Here is a 24,299-nt window from a genome sequence, read left to right as displayed (position 1 = left end):
AACTTTAATCAGTCGATCTACCATGAATGCAGAATAAAATAGAAGGAGAGACTTCTATAATTAAAGCCTCTCCTTCTTACAAACTATATTACTCTCCCTGCTTTTTAACCATATGTAAATACAGTACAAAATCCATCATTGTCGATGAATGACCAAGTTGACGAATCATCGCTGTTATATTTCCTCTATGATATGTACCATGATTTACGACATGTTGCACTAATTCTAAAATCGAAGTTTCTAATTTCCCTACGTATGGATTCTCAATAACAAATACAGCATTCACATCTTGTATTGTAATTAAAAACTCTTTATATTGATTTGCCATGTTTTCAAACATTTTTTCTAATTCATGTAACGATTTAGTTTCAATTTGTTTTCGTAACTCTTCTCGGTCTTGTATTGCTTCATTCATACTTTTACCATGCAATATATGTAACCACACTTGATCTGTAATATAAATATGCACAAAAGTATCCTTAATGGATGGGAATACACTCTGTATCTGCTCATTAAAAATTGTCTCATAGTTTGGTAACTCTTTTAATCGATTGAATAATCTAGTATTAGCCCAAGCATGGTAATCACACTGTTTTAATATATAATCTTTCAATTTATATTACCTCCTTATTGTATGAAACGAATGGTTTGTTTCTTCATTTCTGATTCTCTATCAGCCTTTGCAATCCCTTTTTCTTTCATTTCATGCTTATTTATCGTTTTATATTTTACATACGTATAAAATTCCGTTTGAAATGGAAATGGTGTAATCCGAATTGTTTCCTCGTCCACCCATTCAGCTTGAATAAGTTTCTCCTCTTTACTATTAAACATTTCTGTTCCTTCAAAACCATCTTTAAATAAGTCAATTTCATCTTTCTTTTTGACACCAGGCTTATTCATACATACGTATAAAGAAAGTTCATCACAAAACTTTAATAATCTATAATGCTTATCGAACATCGCAAACTGTTCCTTTGTTAACGTTTTCAAAATTCTTTTTTGTCGTTCTAATTCATGTTTATAAAATGACATCATCTCTTCATCTTCCTCGTTTAGTGGAAATGATAAAAAATGTTTACTACAAAGCAATGCCCCGTATGGATTAGAATTTTCAATTTCATTCAATCCAATCGTATAAAAAACAAAACGTAATGGGCTTGGACAATCCATAAATGTATATGGAATATTTTTAGCATCATTCAAAATTGGTACTTTATCAAGCTCTATCCATCCTCTGTCATGCTCATATATTGCATCAACTGTTTCTTTTAAATATGTTTTATCTTCAAAAAAGTCTTCTTTTATATGCTTTGCAATCTCTCCAGCTAAAAAACCATGATTATGTTGACGAATTAAAATACTTTCCTTCTCATTTTTTTCACGAAAAATCATTCGTATACTCCCCCTCATCCTCATATTAAAGCTTTTTATATGCATCGATTCTTAATTAATCCCTAAATAATAGAAGGGATTCAGTCTCTTGCAACGAAATTAACATAATTATATAGTATTCTTTCTAATCATAGTGATAGCTTTATCTTTACTATCTATTATACTAAAACATTCATTCCAAAAATTTTTTTATGAGGTGAAAACATGAACAAAACAGAATTAATTAAAAACGTAGCTCAATCAGCTGATATTTCTCAAAAGGACGCTTCTGCAGCTGTACAATCCGTATTTGACACAATTGCTAATGCATTACAATCTGGAGATAAAGTTCAACTAATCGGGTTTGGAACTTTTGAAGTACGCGAAAGATCTGCTCGTACAGGACGTAATCCGCAAACTGGCGAAGAAATTCAAATCGCCGCTGGTAAAGTTCCTGCATTTAAAGCGGGTAAAGAATTAAAAGAAGCTGTTAAATAAAAACAAGAAACCAGCCATTTTATAGGCTGGTTTCTTGTTTTTATTTAAGCAATTGCTTTATATTCTCTGCATGATACACTTCACAAATATAAAATACACATTTGCAGTTACTTACAATTTGATACTTTCTAGTTGGATACACATTCGCTGTAACAGAACATCCATCAAACAATTCAATAATATTTCCAGATGGCTGATATCCTTCATATAATACGTTTCTTCTTACTTCCATCTTTTCTATAAGCTTTTCAACAGGAATATTTCCACTCTCTAATTCACTCTTTATTGCGTCCGGTAAAAACGAAGTGTCTGCAAAAATTAGATTTTCAGATAACACCTTTCCTTTATAACTAACATTAGATACACGGTAAAGAAATGTTCCATCTTTATCAAAGAAATTCTTTGCTTCTTTCGGAATGTACTGTCTACCAAGTGCCTCTTGTTCAAGAACATCAAACTGAACTGTATCATTTAAAAGCTTTTCTAAAGCATGAATGGATGATGTATCTCCAGAAAATAAAATATTTTTAATTGCTTGTACATTATAAGTGAATTCATTCTTTCTATTTTCCGCTACTAACATGAGGAACACCTCTTCTGTAATTTTTTTATTTAAGATTTAAAAGTGCTACCGCGTCTAATTGCGTAATTTCAGTCACTTCCTTACTGAATATTGCAACAGAAGCCCTATAATCTAAACTAGGCCTTACATCTTCCATCATTGTATTACTTGCTAACTCTTGTCTATCCTTAAAAACCAACAAGTTTGGAGGATCATTTGGAGCTGATACTGTAATATGTACTGGTGGAATCATTAGTCCTTCACCTGTCGCTTTCAGCACCGCTTCTTTTCGAGTCCAATATGTTAAAAAACCTTCTATTTTCTGTTCATTTGGCAGTTTCATAACTTGCGCTATTTCAATGTCTGTTAATACACCTTCTGCCATTTTCATAACATCTATACTTGGATTCATTTGTTCTACATCTATGCCAACAGGTGCAGATTTTGTAAATGCAACGACAACCCACTCACCTGAATGCGAAACGGATAATTGCGGCATACCTTCTGGTAATTGTGGTCTTCCATGCTGCAATTTACATACTGAGCACATTCGATCAATTGGTACTTGGACTGGTGACATAGAAAGTATCTTGCCGAGAACTAATCTACTTATTACGCAACCTATTATAAAACGAGCTCGATCTGCCGAATGATGATACGAATTTGCTTTCTCTCGCTCTATATCATTTAGTAAATTGTAATGCCATGATTGTAAATCCGAAATTCTTGCCCACCATATTTGACAATCATTCTCATTCAAAGTTGGAATAGAATCTACAACTTTACTTTCTATCATGTAAACTCTCCTTTATTCAACGAATATCAATTTTCATAAAAAAGCATACGTATATTGTTATTCATTGACAAGTACTTTCTCTTTTTCTGATACAGATAATGTTTTTTCTTTCTTCTTTGACATTACCTCTTTATCGGAAATACGTAAAGAAAATAGTAGTGCTATGAGCAAAAATATTGCTGACCCAATTAATGCTGCTTGATATGGTAAAAAATCGGATTGAACGTTATTACCTCCAAAACCAGCTAGTATACTAGCTAAAACCGCTACTCCTATTGCTGAACCTAGTCGATTTTGCACATTGAATATAGTAGTCGCTCTCCCCATAGAAGGCGGCGTGATATTGTTAAAGGCAGAAAATTGAACCGCACCGACAGATTGACCTAAGAAAATACCGATACCAAACAATAATGCCCGGATTTGCCACGGATTCGTATCGTGATTTACAAAACTCAATAAAACAAATATAACCGCCGTACATATTAATCCAATAGAAATTACCTTTCGAGCTCCTAATTTCTTATATGACCATGGTACAATTTGTGAAGAAATCATTAATCCAATCGCCTCTGGAAATGTCGTAAGTCCTGATTCCAGTGCAGAAACTCCTATCACATTTTGATACATAAGAGGAAAAACAAATAACATTCCTAATAAACCAGCTGATGAAAATAATGATATAATGCTCATCTTTCTAAAGACTGGTTCTTTTAATAAGCGTAAATCTAACATCGGTTGCTTTACTTTCAGTTCTACAATTATAAACAATGTAATGAATACAACCCCAGCTATCCCAGTACTCATAATTTCTGGAGAAATCCACCCTTTTGATGGTCCCTGGCTGAGTGCATATATGAGCATCGCAAATCCTGGTGCTGATAAAATAAAGCCGAGCGAATCAAAGCGACCAGCTGATTTTTCAACATGTTCTGCTAAAAATAGAAGTCCAAATAGCAATGCAACGATTCCAAACGGTAGATTAATATAAAATGCCCAACGCCAAGACATTTGATCTACAAAGAAACCACCGATGATAGGACCAATTGCTGGTGCTACAGCAATTGGAAGTATAATGAACCGGGAAATCTTCGGTCTTTCCTCGGGTGAAAATGTTCGAAATAACATCGCCATTCCAACCGGTGTTAAAAGCCCTCCGCCAGCACCTTGAATAATACGGAAAATATTCAATGAAGTAATATCGTTAGCCATTCCGCATAAAGCAGATGCAATTGTAAATACGAAAAGAGCAATTAAAAATACTCTTTTCGTACCAAAACGATCTCCTAACCAACCAGAAATCGGAAGGAAAACAGCTAAACTAACTAAATATCCAACATTCACCGTCCCCATTGCAGATGGAGGTACTTGTAGTTCTCTACTTATCGTTTGCAGTGCTACATTTACAATCGTTGCGTCCATCGCAGCCATAAACATCGCAGTTATATAAACGATACTTACAACTACTTTTGGATTTAGTTTTTCTTTCATTATCGTTTTCCTACTAATGTTTTTTCGCGAACTTGATTACCTTGTGGATTCAAATCTTTCCAGTTATATTCAACATATTCTAAGCAACTCTGCCTACTAGCTTCTTCATATACGACATTCCAGCCAATAGGTACATCGAGAAAAGCAGGCCAGAGAGAATACTGGCCCTCCTCATTTATTAATACTTTATATGTGTAATTATCATTTTCAAATGGATTCGTCATACTCTACTTACCCCTTTCTTATTCTGCAAATATTTCGCTAATACTTGTCCAATTTCCGTAAGTGGACCTGGCTGACATAGATCTTTATGTCTACAATCAATATCGTGCTGCACAATTTGCCCATCTAAATAATTTAGCCACGTATTTGGAGAAATAGGATCAAACCAGTCTGGTATAACAGTAGATCTAAAGAATAAGATATCTCCGTTATAAACTTTCGGTACATATTTCCCTAACAACCCTACTGAATTTACATATGTTTCTTTCAAGTTCAATATAGTCTCTTCTTCAAGACTTGCTAATGCACTTCCATCTTTACGAAGGATTTCAACTGCACTTTCCATTGTAAGTGGTTTACCATCCATGTTATCTGGGTCATATCCGCCTAAAGCAAGTAATGCGATTAACGCTTCCTCTTCAGTAGGCGCTTCCGTATTCGGTAAGAAGTGTCCAGGATAAGAATCAAGCATAACGAGTAATTCTACTTCTTCCCCTTCATTTTGTAGTTGCGCCGCCATTGCATGCACAACATTTCCTCCAAGCGACCAACCTAATAAACGATATGGTCCATAAGGCTGTACTTCACGAACATGTTTCAAGTAATCCGCCGCCATCTCCTCTAAACTTTTTGGAAGTTCTTCATTTTTAGCAATACCACGTGCTTGTACACCATAGATTGGATAATCTTTTCCTAAAGATTTCATAAGTCCTGCATAGCACCAACTTAATCCACCTGCTGGATGTACACAAAATAGTGGTAATTGATCCCCGCTTGCTCGTAATGGAAGCAACACATCAAGTGCACTTTGACCATTCCCCATCTCAAGTCTTTCAGCTAACCCTGCAACAGTCGGTGCTGCAAATAAAGTGCCAATGTTTAGTTCCACTCCAAGCGCCTCTTTCATGCGGCTCATAAGCTGCACTGCAAGGAGTGAATGGCCACCAAGATCAAAGAATCCGTCATCAATTCCAATTTGAGGTACACTTAGCACTTCTGTAAACAAGTCACATAACATTTCTTCTTGCGGTGTTCTTGGACCACGACTAGAAGATGATGCGATAAATTCTGGAGCTGGCAATGCCTTTCTATCTAATTTACCGTTTGGAGTTAAAGGTAACTCATTTACTACTACAAAAGCGTATGGAACCATATAATCTGGTAAACTACCACTAGCAAACTGACGCATTTCATTCGTATCAATCGCTTCATTATTTGATGCAACGATATAAGAAACTAACCGTTTATCCCCTGGTTGATCTTCCCGTACAATAACGGCTACTTGCTCAACTTTAGGGTGCTTCATTATGACTGCTTCTATTTCTCCTAATTCAATTCGGAACCCACGAATTTTTATTTGATGATCTGCACGTCCTATATAATCTAGCGTCCCATCTTTACGCCAGCGAGCTAAGTCTCCTGTACGATACATTCTTGTACCTGGCTTTCCAAATGGATCTGCGATAAAGCGTTCAGCCGTTAATCCTGCTCTTCCTAAATATCCACGCGCAAGCCCTGCACCTGCAACATACATTTCTCCAACTACTCCAGGTGGCACTGGTTGTAAATAGTTGTCTAACACATACACTTTAAGGTCAGGTATACTGCACCCAATTAAACTATTTGCTCGTAAAGAGACTATAGTTTCATCTAATTCAATATAACTAACATGTACTGTCGTCTCCGTAATACCGTACATATTAATAAGCTTTGGTGCGTTATGAGGATGTCGACTATACCAATCTTCTAAGCGACTTAGCTCAAGTGCTTCTCCTCCAAAAACAACATATCGTAAAGATAATTTTTGGCCAATCTCTTCATTTTCACGATCTGCTTGCATCAATTGATAGAACGCTGATGGAGTTTGATTTAAAACCGTAACCTTTTCTTTAACAAGAAGCTGTAAAAATTCTTTCGGTGAGCGACTTACAGTATGTGGCACTACAACTAAACGCCCTCCGTATAATAAAGGTCCCCAAATTTCCCAAACAGAGAAATCAAAAGCGTATGAATGGAACATCGTCCAAACATCGTTTCCGTCAAACTGGAACCAATGATCAGTTGCTCCTAAAAGTCTTACTACATTTTGATGAGGTATCATAACGCCTTTCGGTCTACCCGTTGAGCCTGACGTATAAATAACGTAAGCAATATGTAATGGAGATAATGGCTTAATGCGTTCCACTTCATCAATATTTTCTTCACTATATTTCTCAACTTCTGCTATTACTTTTACATCATCAACTAAAACTTTTAGTGCCTCATCACATTCAATTTCCACTTCTGAATTCGTTAAAACACATGTTGGTTTCGCATCGTGTAGCATAAATGAAATGCGGTCTGCTGGGTAATCTGGATCTAACGGAAGATATCCAGCACCAGCTTTAAGAACAGCTAATAAGCTTACAACCATGTTTAATGATCTTGGCATCGCTAAAGCAACGAGTTGATCAGGACCAATCCCTTTTGCTATTAGGAATCGAGCTATTTTATTTGCTTTTCTATTTAACTCTTCATAAGTTAATTTCTTATCTTCAAAGACAACAGCAATAGAATTTGGATTTATATAAACCTGCTTTTCAAACAATTGTGGCAATGTCATTTCTGGTGCAATTTGAAAACCACCATTCCACTTTTCTAACACTGTATTTTTCTCTGTTACAGTTAATATTTCTAATCTGCCAATTGATTGATCCGGATTTGTAGCTGCATCATCTAATAACAAAATGAATCGTTCTATTAGTTTTTGAACCGTTTCACGTTTATATAAATCGGTACTAAACTCTAGTAATCCATGTAAACCGTTCGGAGTACCATCAACCCCGTTACTCTCACTAATTTCAAATGTTAAATCAAATTTTGCAGAACCGACGCTTTGAATTTCAAGGCTCGCTTCTAAACCTGGTACATGAAACGTTGCTTCTGGTGTATTTTGAAAAGCTAACATAACTTGAAACAACGGGTGGCTGTTTCGAGTACGTACTGGATTTAACACTTCAACAAGCCTTTCAAATGGAACATCTTGATTTTCATAAGCTGCAAGATTTACCTGCTTCACTCTATTTAATAATTCTTTAAAACTTGGATCTCCTGACGTATTTGTACGTAACACTAATGTATTTACAAATAAACCAACAATATCTGAAAGTACATCATCATTTCTTCCAGCAATCGGACTTCCAATTGGTATATCAGTGCCTGCACCTAATCTTGTAAATAGTGCACTAAGCCCTGCTTGCAATACCATAAACAAACTAACTCCATTTTTACGTGCAAGCTCTACTAACCTACTATGCATACCTTCATCTATATGAAAATGAATTGTTTCCCCGCGGTAACTCGTCTCAATTGGACGCTGGAAATCTGTAGGTAACTCCATTTGGTCTGGTAAACCTTTAAGTTCTTCTTTCCAAAAATCTAATTGTGTTGAAATAAGACTCTCTGGTGTCGTTTCATCACCTAGCAATTGCTGTTGCCAAAGTGCATAATCCGCGTATTGAACTGGTAGTGTCTCCAGCTGAACTCTGTCACCTTGACATCGTGCTTTATACGCCACTGTAAAATCTCTCGTTAACGGCTGTAATGACCAGCCATCACCTACAATATGATGTAATAAAATTAATAATACATGTTCGTTTTCACTCACTGTAAAAAGTTGTAAACGAACTACCGGCTCAAAATCGAGGTTAAAGCTATATCTTACCGCCTCTGAAAGTACACTTTCTAATTCATCTTTACATGTATTAGTTATAACCATTTCTAGATTTAAGTTTTCCATATCTAAAATTCTCTGATAGGAACTACCTAATACGTTAGGGAAAATTGTTCTAAGTGTTTCATGTTTCTCAACTACATCATAAAAAGCACCTTGTAATGCTTCCCGATTCAATATTCCATTCATACGAATGACTAGCGGAATATTATAAGTAGGACTTGGACCTTCTAAACAATTTAAGAACCATAACCTGCGCTGTGCAAATGAAAGTGGAACTTCATTTGGCCTACTTGCTTTCTGAATAGCTGGTCTTGCGCTTTTTGCATCGTTTAATTGTTTCGCCAGTTCGGCAACAGTTGGTGATTCAAATAGTTTCCCGATTCCTAATTCCACACTTAACGTTTCACGAATTCTTGCCATTAAACGAGATGCGAGAAGTGAATGTCCACCCATTTCAAAGAAATTATCATCAATGCTAATTCGAGAAACACCAAGTACTTCTGCAAATAAATCACATAATATTTCTTCTTTCGGATTTCTAGCAACTCTCTCATTGTGCATTCCATTAAAATCAGGAGCAGGTAATTTCTTTCTGTCAACCTTACCATTTGGCGTTAATGGTAATTCTTCTAGCACAACAAATGCCGATGGTATCATATAATTCGCTAAACTTTCTGAAACATAAGAACGAATTTCTGAAAGATTAATCGGTTCCTTTTCTTCTGCAACGATATACGCAATGATGCGTTTATCATTTGGACGATCTTCTCGTACCATTACTACCGCTTGTTGAATATTTTCATGTCGTTGTAATACCGTTTCAATTTCAGCTAATTCAATTCGGAATCCACGAATTTTAATTTGATGATCTGCGCGACTAATGTACTCTAACGCACCATCACTACGCCATTTCACAAGATCTCCTGTACGGTACATGCGCTTCCCTGATTCTCCATAAGGATTTGCAATAAACCGTTCAGCTGTTAACTCAGGTTTTCCTAAATATCCGCTTGCAAGTCCCTCCCCTGCAATATATAATTCCCCAATAACTCCAGGTGGAACTGGTTGTAACCCTGCATCCAATACATACACTTCTGTATTGCAAATTGGCTTTCCAATAGGAGGTATACCCTTTTCACCTTCATCAATGTTCATAAAAGTAGACCAAATCGTCGTTTCAGTTGGTCCATATAAATTAGTTATTGAGCAACCTAATTCTTTTAATTTATTTGCTAAATGCGCTGGAAGAGCTTCACCACCAACTAGTATATTTAGCCCTTGTAGCTTCTCTGGATAATCAGTTACTAACGCCTGCCAAAGCGTCGGTGTAGCCTGCATAATGGTCACTCTTTCTTCTTGTAAAAGTGTCGTTAATGCTGATGGCTCTTGTATGTCTTCTTTTTGCGCAATTGTTAAACTTGCACCACTAATAAGAGGTAAATAAATTTCTAGAGCAGAAATATCAAACGCAAACGTTGTAACTGCTAATAAATGATCATTTTCATTTAATGAAAACTTTTGTTGCATAGCCATTAAAAAGTTACTTAAACCTCTCATAGGAACAATTACACCTTTTGGGTTTCCTGTTGAGCCTGAAGTATATATTGTATAGGCTGGGTTTAAAAGTGATACATCATTCTTACATGCTATATTCATACGAGAATATGTATGTAACGCTAGTTTCGTTTCTTCTTCATCTAATACAATTTTTTTCATATCATTTTCTATAACTAACTTAGATGAAACAGATGAATGTGTTATGATACAAACTGGTTTTGCATCATTTACTATATAATTAATTCTTTCTGCTGGGTATTCTGGATCTATTGGTAAATACGCTGCACCAGCCTTTAAGACTGCTAGCATACTAACTACCATTTCTATTGATCTAGGGAATACTAAAGCTACAAACTGGTTTGGTCGTATTCCTTCTTCTACTAAATAATGTGCTAGTTCATTCGCTCGTTCATTTAGCTCTTTATACGTAAGGTTTACACCGTCACAAGTAATGGCTAGTTTATTGGGATTTTTTTGCACTTGTTTTTCAAATGATATAGGCAGACTGATTAACTCATCGTCTTCCTTCGTTTCATTCCATTCCAATAAAACTTTATGATTTTCTTCAGGCAGAGTAATGTTTATTTTTCCAATCGACTCGTTTTTCTCATAATTATTTACTACTAATTCAAATAGACTCATAAATCTTTCTTTATGCAATGCTAGCTCCGCGCCATTATATACTTCAGGATTTGCATCAAAATGAATCATTAGCTCATTTTGATCAAAACGTTTATATACATTTATTGATAAATCATCGACAGGTCCTGCTGATAAATTATGCGTAATACCACGATTTCCAGCAAAATTTAGCCCGTAATCAAAAGGCATAACATTCACTAACGGTCCAAACAACCTTTGATTTTCACCTAGTAACTTTAAGTCTCTTCTTAATTCCTCATGACGGTATTTATAATGGCGACGTACATCTCGGATTGCTTTAGAAACTTGCTGCAATAATTCCGCAAGAGTTATATTTGGAGTTACTGTAATACGAAGTGGCACTAAATTCATTACCATACTTGGTGTATGAATAGATACCGAACCTAGACGTCCCATCATCGGTAAACCTAAAACAATATCATTTGCACCTGTTAACTTATGCATATAAATACTTGTTACAGCGACAATGAATTCCGGCCAACTTGTTAACGAAATATTGATATCTTCTAATAAAGTTTTCGTGCTAGAACTAGATAAATAAGCTGTTTCTCGTGAAAATCCATTTGATGTTCTCGGTGCTCGCTCTGCCAAGCTTACAACTTCTGGTTCATCCGCAAATTTTTCTAACCAAAAAGTACGATCTTCCTGAAATTTTTTAGACTCACGATACTCAATATCTTCTTGCACGACTTTTGTAAGAGAACCAAACGGCTTTTCATTCTTGTTTGTTTCTTCTATAAGTGATGTATACTCATTCGCCACTTTTTGGCTAAGAAGTGAAAATCCATAGCCATCCATCACAATGTGATGGATGCGCTGATACCAAAAGAAACGATTATTTTCAACTTGAATAAGTGCTTCAGTAAATAATGTATCTTTTTTCAAATCGACTGGCATAGATAAATCATTTTTCATCCATACTTTAGCAGCTTCTTCAGGGTTTTCTTCTTTCCGAACGTCAATAAAATGCATATGAAACTGTGATTCTTCAATAACTTGCCATGGGCCAATTTCATCCTCCTCGAAGCGAACATGAAGTGCTTCTGCTTCCATTACAACTTTACGTACAGCTAATTCGAAAATTTCTTGATGAATATTTCCGTTTATTTCTACATATTCCCCAGTATTGTAAATTGGATTAAGCGGATCTAATTGTTGCGCAAACCACATACCAGACTGCGCAGATGATAACGAATGACGAATCTTTTGACTGTTAGGCATTCTTTACTACCCCTTTATTATGTAGTCTATTTGTTACAGCACCTGTGCTGTTTGTGAAGATAGTAAACTGTACCAACCTGCAACAGTTGGACGTTCTGCTAAATGTGCAAACGTGATTTCTTTCCCTTCACGACGCCACTTCTCTACTAAACTCATAATTCTGACCGAATCAAGCCCTCTATTTAATAAGTCCTCATCAATATCAATACTCTCTACTGGCTCACGAAGTAGTTGTGCAACTAGTTCATGCACTTCCTGTATAGTGATTCCTTCACTCTCATCATCTTTTACACTTTGTAAATCGTTTAACAGTAGGTTTGTTGATGTCGTTACTGCACATCTATTAGATGCATACTCCAATGCTTGTTTATGATGCTCTAGTGAAAAATCAGCAACTGCATCTGCTACAAAGAACGGCTCTATACCATCCATAAATGCTTCACAAGCTGTTAAAAGACAGCCAATATGCGCATAAATACCGCAAATAATGAGTTGATCTTTTCCTTGTTCATTTAAAATTTCTAATAGATTTGTCTTTTTAAATGCACTATATCTCCATTTTGTGAGGAATATATCATCCTCATCAGGAGTAAGTTCATCAACAATTTTCTTTTTATCTGGTCCAGCAGGTATACCGTCACCCCAAAAGTCTTGTAATAAACCTCGTTGTTCTAACGTTTGCCCACCAGGTTGTGCTGTATAAACAACTGGTATACCAAGTTCCTTACATTTTTCTCTTATCATTTTTATATTTGAAATAAGTTCTACTTTTGGTGATTCTTTATCGCTATATGCATCAAGAAAATATTCTTGCATGTCATGAATTAAAAGTACTGCACGTTTCGGATCTGGTGTCCAATTCACTTTATTTTTTGGTAGTTCTGATTCAATTGGCATTTTATATACTGAAATAGATGGGATAGCCATCTAATCACTTCCTTCCGGTTTTTATTATTGTTTTACTGTAATAAGCTTTTCAGCAATGACTTTACGTAGTTCTTTTTTGCTGACTTTTCCGACTCCTGTTTGCGGGAATGCTTCAATAAATTCAATTCGATCTGGAATTTTATAAGCCGCTATACCACGTTCTCTTAAAAACATTTTTAATTCACTTACTGCTGGAACTTGTCCGCGAGCTATAACAAAAGCACAGGTGCGTTCACCTAAATAATCGTCAGGCATAGATACAATTGCTACGTCATGGACCGAATCGTGTGCTAATAGATGATTTTCAACTTCTTCCGCAGCAACTTTCTCACCACCACGGTTAATTTGATCTTTATCTCTTCCTTCTACAATGATGTATCCTTGTTCATTTACTTTTACAAGATCACCTGTGCGATAAAATCCATCCTTTGTAAATGATCGTGCATTATGCTCTTCGGCTTTATAGTAACCACGAATTGTATATGGACCTCTTGTTAATAAACTACCTACTTCGCCAGGTTGTACATCGTTGTCATTTTCATCAACAACTCGTACTTCATCGAGTGCAGACATTGGTCTACCTTGTGTATAAATAATAAATTCTTCCGGATCATCTAATCTTGTATAGTTCACTAATCCTTCCGCCATACCGAACACTTGCTGTAACGTACATCCAAATGTAGGACGTATACGTTTTGCAACCTCAGCGCTAAACTTAGCACCACCTACTTGAATAACCTCTAGGCTTGATAAATCGGCATTACGAGAAGATGCAGCATCAAGCCAAATCATTGCTAATGGCGGAACGAGCGCTGTAATTGTAACTTTTTCTTTTTCGATAAGAGCAAAGGCCTCATCTGGACTACCACCAGTTGCCAATACCACTTTTCCACCCGCATAGAAAGTTCCAAATGTCCCTGGAGAACTCATTGGGTAATTGTGTGCTACTGGAAGAACTGCCATATAGACGCTTTCTGCATTCAAATTACAAATTTCAGCGCTAACACGTAAACTATAAATATAGTCATCATGTGTTCTAGGAATTAATTTAGAAAGACCTGTTGTGCCTCCTGATAATTGGAGAAATGCAACATCACTTGGCTGAACTTCTGGTAATGAGACGGGATCCATATACAGATCATTTATGTTCACAAGCTCTTCTTCTTCTCCCACTACAATTACATGTTGTAAAGTTGGCACTTTCTCTTTCACTTCTCTTGCTAATTTTCGATAATCAAAACCGAGAGCTTTATCTGAAATAACGTAAGCGCTCGCCTCGCCAAACTCACAAAAATAACTAATTTCACTGCTTCGATGTGAAGGTAGTGCAAAGACAGGAAGCGCTCCAATTCGAAATAGTGCAAAGCATATTTCGAAAAACTCGATAATGTTAGGTAACTGGATTACAACTCTGTCCTCTTTCTTTATTCCTAAATTCAGTAAACCTGCTGCTAAACGATCTACCTTTTTATTAAGTTCACTATATGTTATATGCTTCTTACCACTTACAACCGCGATTCGATCTCCATATTTCTCAGCCCGCTCTCTTAACACTCCTCCAAATGTTTCACCAAGCCAACATCCTGCTTCTCGGTAACGATCGGCAAATTCTTTTGGCCATTCTGTATAACCTACTAGCATTCTTTCTTCCCCCTATTTTTCATTAAGTGAACTATCTCTTAACCCTAAAGCTTTTAGCATTGTTTGGAACTTAGCTGATGTTTCTGCTAACTCATCTTCTGGTTTTGACTCAGCAACAACTCCAGCTCCTGCATATAAACGAAGTGTATTTTCTTGTACTTCAGCACAACGAATTGTAACAATCCATTCTCCATCTCCATTTAAATCGCTCCATCCTAGCATTCCTGTAAAGAACTCGCGGTCAAATGGCTCAATATGCTGTATAGCTTCTCTTGCTTTTTCCATCGGAGTTCCGCAAACTGCTGGCGTAGGATGAAGGGCAATTGCTAATTGTAAAGAAGAAGTATTTGGATCCTTAAGTTCACCTTTCACTTCTGTAGACAAATGCCACATCGCTTCACTATGAATAACTGATGGCTTTTCTGGAACATGTAATGTATGACAATACGGACGAAGTGCAGCGGCAACCGCTTCAACTACTACCGCATGTTCATGTAAATCTTTTGGCGAAGAAAGTAATTCCTCTGCTCTTCTTTTATCTTCTACTGGGTCCTCACTACGTGGCCTTGAACCAGCTAACGGGTTAGAAATAACTTGCATACCATTACGTGAAACAAGTAATTCAGGGCTTGCTCCAATTAGCGTCTTACTGTTCTCTTTTTCATCTTTCGGTAAATTTACAGCAAATGTATAACCATGCTTATTATGCTCTGCTAATTCTCGCAGAAGTTTTTGCTTATCAATCTTTTCGGAAGATTTAACATCTAACGATCTGGATAGAACGATTTTCTTTAAATCACCGTCCTGTATTTTTTCAATTCCTTGCTTCACACCATTCATATAAACTTCAGGGTCTGGCACTGGTGTCATTTCAAATGTTACATTCTCATTTGTTTCAAGCTGATTTGTTGTATCCAATTGTAAACGCTCAGAAATTCTGCTATATTCTGGTACGATGAGTTGGACTTCTTTTCTACGATCAAATGGCAAAGCACCCACAACGATAGGATTTGGATTTCCAGCTTGTTTCGCATTACTTAATGTCGCTTGCACAAGCTCTGGGAAACTTTCAATTTCACGATGCTTTACTGTAGTAAACTCTCCTTCTGCTAATATCGTTCGAGTTGGTGAAGCGAAAAAGAATGAAGATTCAGTCTTATAATCTTCTAAAAGTTTTTCTGACAATTCCTTTACAGCTATATGTTCATTCATAATATAATAACCTCCTGAATTTTTATTAAACTCCTAACGTAGCACCGCCATCAACACATAAATTGTGCATTGTAATATGACTTGCTCTATCTGAGGCTAAAAATAACACTGCTTCAGCAACTTCTGAAGGTTGTGCAATTTTTTGTAATGGAATTCCAAGTCTATATGTATTTTGAGAACCAGCAATTATATTTTTAGCTCCATTCTCATCAGCCCATAGTAATCTTTGCATCTCAGTTTCAGTAGAACCTGGAGAAACTAAATTGCAGCGTATATTGTATGCCGCAAGCTCTAGTCCTAAACATTTCATAAACATCGTCGTTGCGGCCTTTGACGCAGCATACGCAGCCATCTCCATTCTTGGCGTATTTGCCGCATTTGAACCGACTGTAACAATTGCCCCCGATTTTCTTAACATCATATTTTTACTTACCGCTCGGGACATATTGAAAACCCCTGTCGTATTTACAGAGAATGTTTTATTCCAATCTTCATCACTTAACGAATGAATTGGTCCCATACGTAAAACCCCTGCAACATTTATTAAAATATCTATTGGCGCTATTTCATTTGCAATATGATTTACCATGTCTTCAACAGCGGCGCTATCACTCACATCTAAACGAAACGTTTTCATACGTGTATTGTTTAATTCATTTTGATTTAAGAGTACATTTAACCCCTCTTCATTTTGATCAACCGCAATAACTGTGGCTCCTCTTTCTAAAAACATTTTGGCAACGACACTGCCTATGCCTTGTGCTGCACCTGTTACTAAAACTGTTTTCCCATCAAATTCCCCTAAGTTCATTTTCTCTATCCTTTCACATAAACATTAATTTCATTAAGTAACATCAATGATATTGATTTTCATTATCAGTTGTGTTGTAAAAAATAATACACTTACTAAACTAATTGGTCAAGTGCGCATTACTTTAAAATCCATTTTATTGATAATGTTTTTCATTTACCATCTTACACCGAAATGATAATGTTTCTCAATAAACTTGTCAATCTTTTTTTATTTTTCAGATAAACTATTTTAATGCTTCTTAATAAAATCATATGTAAACGCATTAAAAGTACTTATATTATAAATAAAATTCAAAGTCCTCTTTTTAAAATTGAAGAAACTAAACTAGAGATACGTTCATTTACAATGCTTTATGAAAAACTCAAGTATATATTTTCTCAATATTTTTCTGAAAATATATCTTACAAATACTAATGAATGTCTTTTTTGTCATTTAAGATTTAATATATATTTCGAATACGATGTATCAATTTATTGTATTTCAATATAATCCAAATAGGCATTTCACTCACTTTTACATCTATGAAAATCATAAAAGTAATTTAACCTTGTTAAAATAACTCATAAAAAAAGCATCCTAATTAATAGAATAGGATGCTTTTTCGTAATCATATTGTTATAGAAGATTTATATACTTATGCTACGCTGCGATACTCTTCTTCTTTTTCTTTTTTCTGCTTAGGTGCTTGAATTAAAATTGCGATAATGAATGACACGACACATAATACACCTATTACCATGAACGTTGGTTTGAATCCACCTAGAAGTGCACCGATAAAGGAACCTGCAAGCGCCCCAAATCCAAATCCTTGATACACAATTCCGTAGTTCTTACTATGGTTTTTCATACCGAAGAAATCACCAACAATAGCTGGGAAAATAGTGATATTTCCACCAAAGCAAAACGCTACACTTGCTACACATACGAAGTAAATACCATAATTTAAATCTACAAAACTTAGAACTAAGACTGAACTCGCCATAACAACAAAAGTACCAGTAACGATTTTTAAACGCCCAATTTTATCCGATAACGGTCCTAAAATGATACGACCTAATGTATTGAAGATTGCAACCATAGCCACCGCATTAGCTGCTGTTGCTGCGCTAAGTCCTACAAGTTGAACACCAATGTCTTTTACCATACCAATTAAGTATAAGCCACTCATACATGATGTAAATAACATGATAAATAATAAGTATACTTGTTTTGTGCCTAACATTTCTTTCGTTGTGTATTCCTCAGTTTTTGTTTCATGAACTGCTCCTTGATCTGCAGCTTGATGGATTAAACAAGCACCAATTACAATCATAGCTGTAACAATTAAACCCCAGTATATAAATGCTTGGGATACACCAACTGATTCAATCAACTGTGCGTTAACGTATTTAAAGATTAAGCTACCTGAACCATATGCAGAGACAGAAATACCAGCAATTAAACCTTTACGCTCTGGAAACCACTTTATTAAATTTGATAGTGAAGTGATATATGCTGTACCATCTGCATAACCTACAACAACTCCCGCTAGTACATAAAGTAATATTAGTGAGGATGCTTGTGAACTAAGTATTAATCCTAGTCCTAATGCTAATCCAGCTATCATAATAAGTTTACGAAGTCCCCATTTTTCTTGCAATTTACTCGCAAATAAAGTTGAAAATGCTAAAGAAAGACTAGTAATTGAGAAAGTTATCGCAACAGCGTTAAGACTCCAACCATATTTACTAACTAAAGGCTGATTGAATAAACTCCATGTATATATCGTCCCAAGCCCCATTTGTACTATAACTGTGCCAAGGACAACAAGCCATGGATTAACAGTTGATTTTTTCATACCTTTCCGCCTCCTCTTTCTATTTCAATGCTATTCGCTAAATTTACTTTTTTTATGTTCATTTTGGTCACCTCTTTTGATTTGACACCTTCATTGTATAAGATGTTTTTGTTTATGTAAGCACTTACAAGATAGAGCGTCAAAAACATGGAATCAGTTACAAAAAACGAAGGATGAAATACAAAAAACTACTGATTAAATACAATAGAAAAATTTTTTATACTTCAATCCACCTTATTTTTTATAAAATCACAAATTTTTTTCCAATAAATAAAACTAAATATTCACTAATATATCTATCCGTGGTTTAATATATATAATAAAAAAATATTTCTGTCTTTAATGAGGAGGTACTATGAAAGCAAACGTAGGGGATACTATACTTTTTCAACGAAATAATTTAAAGATTACAGGATCTGTATTAAAACTTTATACTGAATCGGTCTTAGTTGAAATTACAAATGTAAGCGGTGGTACTTTTGAATTTGATCGAACAATTGTAAATCATAAAAACTATAAAGTTTTAAATACAAATACATAAAACAACACAAAATAGCCCCTGCTCAACAGCAGGGGCTATTTTATATAAAAATATTTCACTAGTTTATATACCCTAAAACATTAACAATCTTACTCGCTTTTAAATTGTTAATATGATAATAAATTTCTAAACCTCTTCTCTCTGCTCGTAACACTTTACCCTTCATTTTTGATAAATGTTGTGAAACAGTAGATTGCGGAATATTCAGTAACTCTGTTAATTGTGTTACATTACAAGTTTTTCTCGTACTTAATTCATTTACAATTTGCAGTCGGATTGGATGCGCCATAATTTTTAAAATATCTACATCTTCTTCTGAAACTAAAGTTTTTCTCATTTCACTCGTATATGTTGTCATAAGACATTCCCCTTTTATATGAATTCCATATTCATAAGATCTATTTCCAAATTTTTTAAAACCCTTGATTAAAACTTTCATATAGAAATAAAAGGATTTTAAATTTTTGAAAACAGAACTTACATTCACTTTATTTATTTATTTGGTACATATACATAATACAATGTTAATATGTGCTCTATGTGAAGTTCACATAAATTTATGATGAAGATTTATTTAGCCACTCGCATCCTACTCATCTAATTACCCACTGCATAAAATCATCAGTTATTTTAACACATTTTAGGCGTTTGTATATACTATTTATAAAACAACTTTTATAAAGGGGGGATTCATATGCCTACAGCGTTACAAGAAGAAGTCGAAGAAGCACGGGAAACATATGTCAGTCGTATCATCTTAGTTGGAGGATCCGCTTTATTTTTAGTAGGCGGGGTTATCTCAGCAATTTCAGCCTTTAAAACTTATAATCGTTTGGAGAATACGCCGCCTTCTACAGATAATTCATAGATATTTTATAAAATAAAACGTCGCCTCCAATATGAAGAGACGACGTTTTATTATTCATACATATGACACTAAAAGTATCGGTAGATTCCCTACTCCATTTTCTAAGCTTACTTCACCACAAACCTAGTCTGACTACACCCATCCTTCTGCTTCGTTACTTCTAATACAGCTGGCATTGCGTTTTTCAGCTCTTGAACGTGTGAGATGACACCGATAAATCGGCCTGATTTTTGTAAGTCAATTAAGGCATCTACCGCTTTCGTTAACGATTCTTCATCTAATGAACCGAACCCTTCATCGATGAACATCGTTTCGATGGAAATACCGCCTTCATATGCTTGAATGACATCTGCCATTCCTAGCGCTAGGCAAAGTGATGCGTTAAATTTCTCTCCACCGGATAGTGTTTTTACATCGCGTGTTTGGCCAGTGTATGCATCGTACACATCTAAACCTAATCCACTTTGACGGTTTCTTTTTTCAACTCGCTCACTTCGTTTTAAATAAAATTGTCCATTTGATAATTTACGTAGTCGTTCGTTTGCGATTTGAACAATTTGTTCTAAATACTCAATTAAGATGTAACGTTCAAATGATATACGACTTTCGTTATCACCTTTCATTACTTCATATAAATCAACAAGTTCTTGGAAGGCTTTTTCTTCCTCGTGAATTTGTTCGTCAATACGTCTAATGTTTTCATGTAAATCAGAAATATATGTTACCGCATTTTGCGCACGTTGACGTTTTTCTTTAATGATATCGAGATTAATTTCTAGTTCTTTTATGTGTTCACCTAAAGATGTAATATCCATATACTCTTTATCTTTTAATTCTGAGTTTAACTCTTCAATTTGTTTTGCAAGCACTTCAAGCGATGAATAATAACCTTGAATTTCTTTTTGTAACATCTCCATCTCGGGATCGCTTAATTTGGCTTTTTTATACGTGAATTCATCTGTAAACCCGCTTTGTTCTAGCTCTTTCATAAAGCGTGCGAAAGTCTCTTCTTTCTTTAATTTTGCACTTTCAAATTGATTAGAAGCACCTTTTTGTTCTGCTTGAATACGTATATTTTCATTTTGCCAATGCTGATACGCTTCCTGCACTTTCTTCCATTCGTCCTCCATTAACCTAAGTTCCTGCATAGCTTGGTCAAACTGTGCTTTCCAAGCTTGTACTGTTTGTAAGTTTTCTGGAATATTTCGTTTATCATGTTCATATGACGTACGAAGTTGCATACACTCCATTTCTGTACGGTGCTGCATTGTTTCCAATTCTCGTTTTTGTTTCTGAAGTTCTTCTATTTTTTCTTCTACGCTTTTCATGTTCGCAGCAATCTGCTTACGTGTTTCTTCACTTGCTTTTAACGTATTAACATCTGCAGCTAATTGTTTTCCTTTTTGAACAAGTGCACTATATGTTTCAGCTAATTTTTCCGAATTGTAGCCGCGCTTCACAACTTCTTCTATCACTTGTTCATATTGTAGTCGATAGAAATTCCATTTCTCCTCTACTTGCACATGGAATTTTTCAGCAATGTTCTTCTTATCTCTTAAATCGTTTAACTCTTTTTCATCGATCGCATTACTTTGCTCTGTAGCTTTTTGTGGATGACTCGTACTACCACATACCGGACAAGATTCACCGTCATGTAAATGAAGAGCTAATATACCAGCTTGTTCACTTAACCAGCGGCGCTCCATGTTTTCATATGCACGAACTGCCACTTGCATTTTATTATTTGCCGCTTCTTTTTCTTGCTCGAATTTTTGTTTTTCTTGCCAAACATCATATGCTTGTTTTAAAACTTTTGCATCTTCTCGCATATTCGTTAGTTCTTCCACTTTAGCTACATATTGCTCAAGTGCTTGTTCTAATTGCTGCAATTCATCAGACATTCTCTGTTTTTGGTTTGTATGCTCTTCTAGTTGTTGATCTAACTTTTGCATACTTTCTTTTAATTTCCCTATTTGAATTTCGGCATTTTGTAAATTCAGCTTTCTCTCAGCTAATGATTCAATAATCGCTTGTAACTCTTCTAATCTTTGAACAAGTTTTTTAGCCTCTTCTCGTTCAGCTTCTTTATTCTTTACTACTTCATACTTCTCCTGAGCAAGTTCAAAGCTATTCATTATCTGTTCTTGTTTGACGATTATCTGTTTTAACAAACTTTCAGCTTTCTGCTCATTTTCCATCGCTTCTTCATACCATTGTTCAAATGGTAATAAGTGCTTTGCTTGTTCCGCACGTTTAAAGAATTTTTCTTTCCTTTCAATTGCTGCACGGTTCTCTTGTAAAGTGTTATATTTCTCATTCTTTTGTTGTAAATCTATAAATTTCTCATTTACAGATTTTGCTGCATGAAAACGTGTTTCTGCATCCTTTAATTGCTTCGTTTGAACATCTTGTTCTACTTGTAATTGCTCAACCTCTGCCTTATACACGGTTGTTTCTTGTTCTAACGCTTCTACTACTTGATGCGTATTTACATGTTCTTGTGCCACTAATGTCTCTAATAATGCTCCATCACGGATTGGTAATTTAAAAACATTACGGAAATAGAGCTCTCTCTCTTTTTGTTTTTCTTGTAAGACGTCTTTCCATTGTTTTCTCTTTTGATCAAGTAACTCACGCATTAATTTATAACGATCCGTTTTAAAAATACGACGTAAAATCTCTTCTTTGTTTTCCGTCTCAGATGTTAATAGTTTTCGGAATTCCCCTTGGGGTAACATAACAATTTGGCTAAATTGATGTTTACTTAACCCAATTAAATCTTCCACTTTTTTGTTTACGTCTGTTACATGAAAACGATCGACGGCTGGAACGTTTTCTCCATCAATAACTTCATATAATTCTACTGCATGTCCTGTAATAGTCTTATTCCCTTGTTTTTTATGTCCAAGTTGTCGTTTTATTTCATAGCGTTTCCCTTTTAACTGAAAGGTTAATTCAACACTTGTATAAACATTATCATCAGCAAATTGACTTCGAAGCATGCTCGTATCACTACGTTCTTCTCCACTAGCCTCACCATATAACACATAACAAATCGCATCAAAAATCGTTGTTTTTCCAGCTCCTGTATTCCCAGAAATAGCGAAAATACGATGTTCTCCAAGATCTTCAAAATCGATTATTTCTTTCTGTTTATATGGCCCGAATGCTGTCATAATAAGCTGAATCGGTCTCATCCTCGTTCACCTTCCCGTTCTTGCACTGTTTGTAATACATCTATAAATAGGCGTTCTTTCTCTTCTGATAAATCTAACCCCTTCATTTCTTTATAGAAAGCCTTTAAAAGAGATAAATCATCCGTTTTATGTCTTGAAACAGTTACTTCATTTGTATCTGTGAGTTCTCGCCTTTGCATCGCTCTTTCAACGTGCATTGCATTTGGATATACAGATCGTATTTTCTCCATTGGCTGTAAGACAGGGTTTTCGTCTAATAATTTTACAAATACGTAATCTTCACTTACTGGGTGCTGTAATAATTCATCTATTTTCGCTTCTACTGTTCGCATTTTACGACGTGGTGAAAGTAACCTTTTTTCAATTGCTACTTCACCAGTTTCATTCAGTTGTACAATGTAATAGCCTTTTTTATGTTTCTCTTCAGAAATTGAATAGGCAAGTGGTGAACCTGAATATCGAATCGTCTCATTACGTACGAAATGCGCTTGATGTAAATGTCCAAGCGCTGTGTAATGAAACTTATCAAAATAATGACTATTTACATATTCAGCACCACCAATTGAAAGTGGTCGTTCTGCATCACTTGTATTCTCCTCCGCTTCTCCTGAAGAAGTTACAAATGCATGTCCAACAAATACATGTCTAGCTTCTTTATCCATCGTTTCAGAGAGCTCATTCATAAAAATGCGCATCGCATCATCATGAGAACGTATGTCTTCATTTTTCAACACGTGCCTCACTATGCTTGGGTCTGCATACGGTATTAGATGGAAGTGAACCTCTCCATATTCATCATTTAGTACAACAGGTTCATACGGGAATTGAAATTGACCTGCAATATGTAATCCTTGTTTTTTCATTAAACTACTTCCAAAATGGATACGATCCGGACTATCATGATTACCAGCTACCGCAATAACTGGTGTTTGCAAATCAATAACTATTTTTTGCAGCACATCATTTAATAAGTCTACTGCTTCTGTAGGTGGAATTGCTCGGTCATATAAATCCCCTGCAATAATTACAGCATCTGGTTTTTCTTCTTCAACAGCCTGTACAAACTGATCTAATACAATCTTTTGGTCTTCAGTCATATACACGCCATGAACAAGCTTACCTAAATGCCAATCCGCTGTATGAAATAACTTCATATTTTTCTACT

General features: G+C 35.4%; 18 protein-coding genes. 3 read left to right on the top strand and 15 right to left on the bottom strand.

What is annotated here, in order from left to right; all coding sequences use genetic code 11:
• Positions 1–88 precede the first annotated feature (88 nt).
• Both ES895_RS09110 and ES895_RS09105 read right to left on the bottom strand, forming a co-directional pair.
• Positions 89–613, bottom strand: coding sequence for a DinB family protein (locus ES895_RS09110; protein WP_000656271.1), 525 nt, complete (start codon positions 611–613; stop codon positions 89–91).
• Positions 614–627: 14 nt separating this feature from the next.
• Positions 628–1,395 carry a DUF3891 family protein gene (locus tag ES895_RS09105; RefSeq protein ID WP_061139321.1) on the bottom strand — a complete coding sequence of 256 codons (768 nt, stop codon included), beginning with the start codon at positions 1,393–1,395 and terminating at the stop codon, positions 628–630.
• A 204-nt stretch (positions 1,396–1,599) separates the two neighbouring features.
• Between ES895_RS09105 and ES895_RS09100 the strand changes: the two genes are divergently transcribed.
• On the top strand, positions 1,600–1,872 hold the full coding sequence (locus ES895_RS09100) for an HU family DNA-binding protein (protein ID WP_001043905.1): 273 nt from the start codon (positions 1,600–1,602) through the stop codon (positions 1,870–1,872).
• A 40-nt stretch (positions 1,873–1,912) separates the two neighbouring features.
• Here ES895_RS09100 and ES895_RS09095 read toward each other — a convergent pair whose 3' ends face one another.
• From ES895_RS09095 to ES895_RS09050, 10 genes are all read right to left on the bottom strand, one after another.
• Positions 1,913–2,455: a hypothetical protein gene (locus ES895_RS09095; protein WP_000959126.1), complete on the bottom strand. Its 543-nt coding sequence runs from the start codon at positions 2,453–2,455 to the stop codon at positions 1,913–1,915.
• 25 nt (positions 2,456–2,480) lie between these two features.
• Complete coding sequence (gene sfp / locus ES895_RS09090; protein WP_000573000.1) at positions 2,481–3,230, bottom strand: 4'-phosphopantetheinyl transferase Sfp; 750 nt, start codon at positions 3,228–3,230, stop codon at positions 2,481–2,483.
• A 57-nt stretch (positions 3,231–3,287) separates the two neighbouring features.
• Positions 3,288–4,718 (bottom strand): MDR family MFS transporter, encoded by a 1,431-nt coding sequence (locus ES895_RS09085; protein WP_000660200.1) that lies wholly within the window; start codon positions 4,716–4,718, stop codon positions 3,288–3,290.
• Positions 4,718–4,942, bottom strand: coding sequence for an MbtH family protein (locus tag ES895_RS09080; protein ID WP_000184059.1), 225 nt, complete (start codon positions 4,940–4,942; stop codon positions 4,718–4,720). The genes ES895_RS09085 and ES895_RS09080 overlap by 1 nt, the downstream gene beginning before the upstream one ends.
• Positions 4,939–12,096, bottom strand: a complete 7,158-nt coding sequence (locus ES895_RS09075; RefSeq protein WP_135238301.1) for an amino acid adenylation domain-containing protein — start codon at positions 12,094–12,096, stop codon at positions 4,939–4,941. Before ES895_RS09075 ends, ES895_RS09080 begins: the two co-directional genes overlap by 4 nt.
• Positions 12,097–12,129: 33 nt before the next feature.
• Positions 12,130–13,023 carry an isochorismatase family protein gene (locus ES895_RS09070; RefSeq protein WP_001007253.1) on the bottom strand — a complete coding sequence of 298 codons (894 nt, stop codon included), beginning with the start codon at positions 13,021–13,023 and terminating at the stop codon, positions 12,130–12,132.
• Between the two features lie 24 nt (positions 13,024–13,047).
• The gene (locus ES895_RS09065; protein ID WP_135238300.1) at positions 13,048–14,664 is read right to left on the bottom strand and encodes a (2,3-dihydroxybenzoyl)adenylate synthase; all 1,617 of its coding nucleotides are present in this window, start codon (positions 14,662–14,664) and stop codon (positions 13,048–13,050) included.
• A gap of 12 nt (positions 14,665–14,676) precedes the next feature.
• Positions 14,677–15,876, bottom strand: a complete 1,200-nt coding sequence (dhbC, locus tag ES895_RS09060; protein WP_001002075.1) for an isochorismate synthase DhbC — start codon at positions 15,874–15,876, stop codon at positions 14,677–14,679.
• A 25-nt stretch (positions 15,877–15,901) separates the two neighbouring features.
• Positions 15,902–16,687 carry a 2,3-dihydro-2,3-dihydroxybenzoate dehydrogenase gene (dhbA, locus tag ES895_RS09055; RefSeq protein WP_001048430.1) on the bottom strand — a complete coding sequence of 262 codons (786 nt, stop codon included), beginning with the start codon at positions 16,685–16,687 and terminating at the stop codon, positions 15,902–15,904.
• Positions 16,688–17,325: 638 nt separating this feature from the next.
• Positions 17,326–18,528: an L-lactate MFS transporter gene (locus ES895_RS09050; RefSeq protein ID WP_000750126.1), complete on the bottom strand. Its 1,203-nt coding sequence runs from the start codon at positions 18,526–18,528 to the stop codon at positions 17,326–17,328.
• 355 nt (positions 18,529–18,883) lie between these two features.
• Between ES895_RS09050 and ES895_RS09045 the strand changes: the two genes are divergently transcribed.
• Entirely contained in the window at positions 18,884–19,069 is a 186-nt protein-coding gene (locus ES895_RS09045; protein ID WP_000646793.1) for a YkvS family protein, read from the top strand.
• A gap of 58 nt (positions 19,070–19,127) precedes the next feature.
• On the opposite strand, the gene ES895_RS09040 is transcribed toward ES895_RS09045, so the two are convergent.
• Positions 19,128–19,427: an ArsR/SmtB family transcription factor gene (locus ES895_RS09040; protein WP_000214801.1), complete on the bottom strand. Its 300-nt coding sequence runs from the start codon at positions 19,425–19,427 to the stop codon at positions 19,128–19,130.
• 336 nt (positions 19,428–19,763) lie between these two features.
• On the opposite strand from ES895_RS09040, the gene ES895_RS29190 reads away from it, so the two are divergent.
• Positions 19,764–19,937: a hypothetical protein gene (locus tag ES895_RS29190; protein ID WP_001141667.1), complete on the top strand. Its 174-nt coding sequence runs from the start codon at positions 19,764–19,766 to the stop codon at positions 19,935–19,937.
• A 107-nt stretch (positions 19,938–20,044) separates the two neighbouring features.
• On the opposite strand, the gene ES895_RS09035 is transcribed toward ES895_RS29190, so the two are convergent.
• Both ES895_RS09035 and ES895_RS09030 read right to left on the bottom strand, forming a co-directional pair.
• Positions 20,045–23,134 carry an AAA family ATPase gene (locus tag ES895_RS09035; RefSeq protein WP_065704213.1) on the bottom strand — a complete coding sequence of 1,030 codons (3,090 nt, stop codon included), beginning with the start codon at positions 23,132–23,134 and terminating at the stop codon, positions 20,045–20,047.
• A complete protein-coding gene (locus tag ES895_RS09030) occupies positions 23,131–24,288 on the bottom strand; it encodes an exonuclease SbcCD subunit D (protein WP_000765146.1) in 1,158 nt (385 codons plus the stop codon). The genes ES895_RS09035 and ES895_RS09030 overlap by 4 nt, the downstream gene beginning before the upstream one ends.
• Between the last annotated feature and the right edge of the window lie 11 nt (positions 24,289–24,299).

This window comes from Bacillus sp. 007/AIA-02/001, assembly GCF_004634455.1.
Classification (GTDB): domain Bacteria; phylum Bacillota; class Bacilli; order Bacillales; family Bacillaceae_G; genus Bacillus_A; species Bacillus_A cereus.
This window is presented reverse-complemented; position numbering and strand designations above follow the sequence as displayed.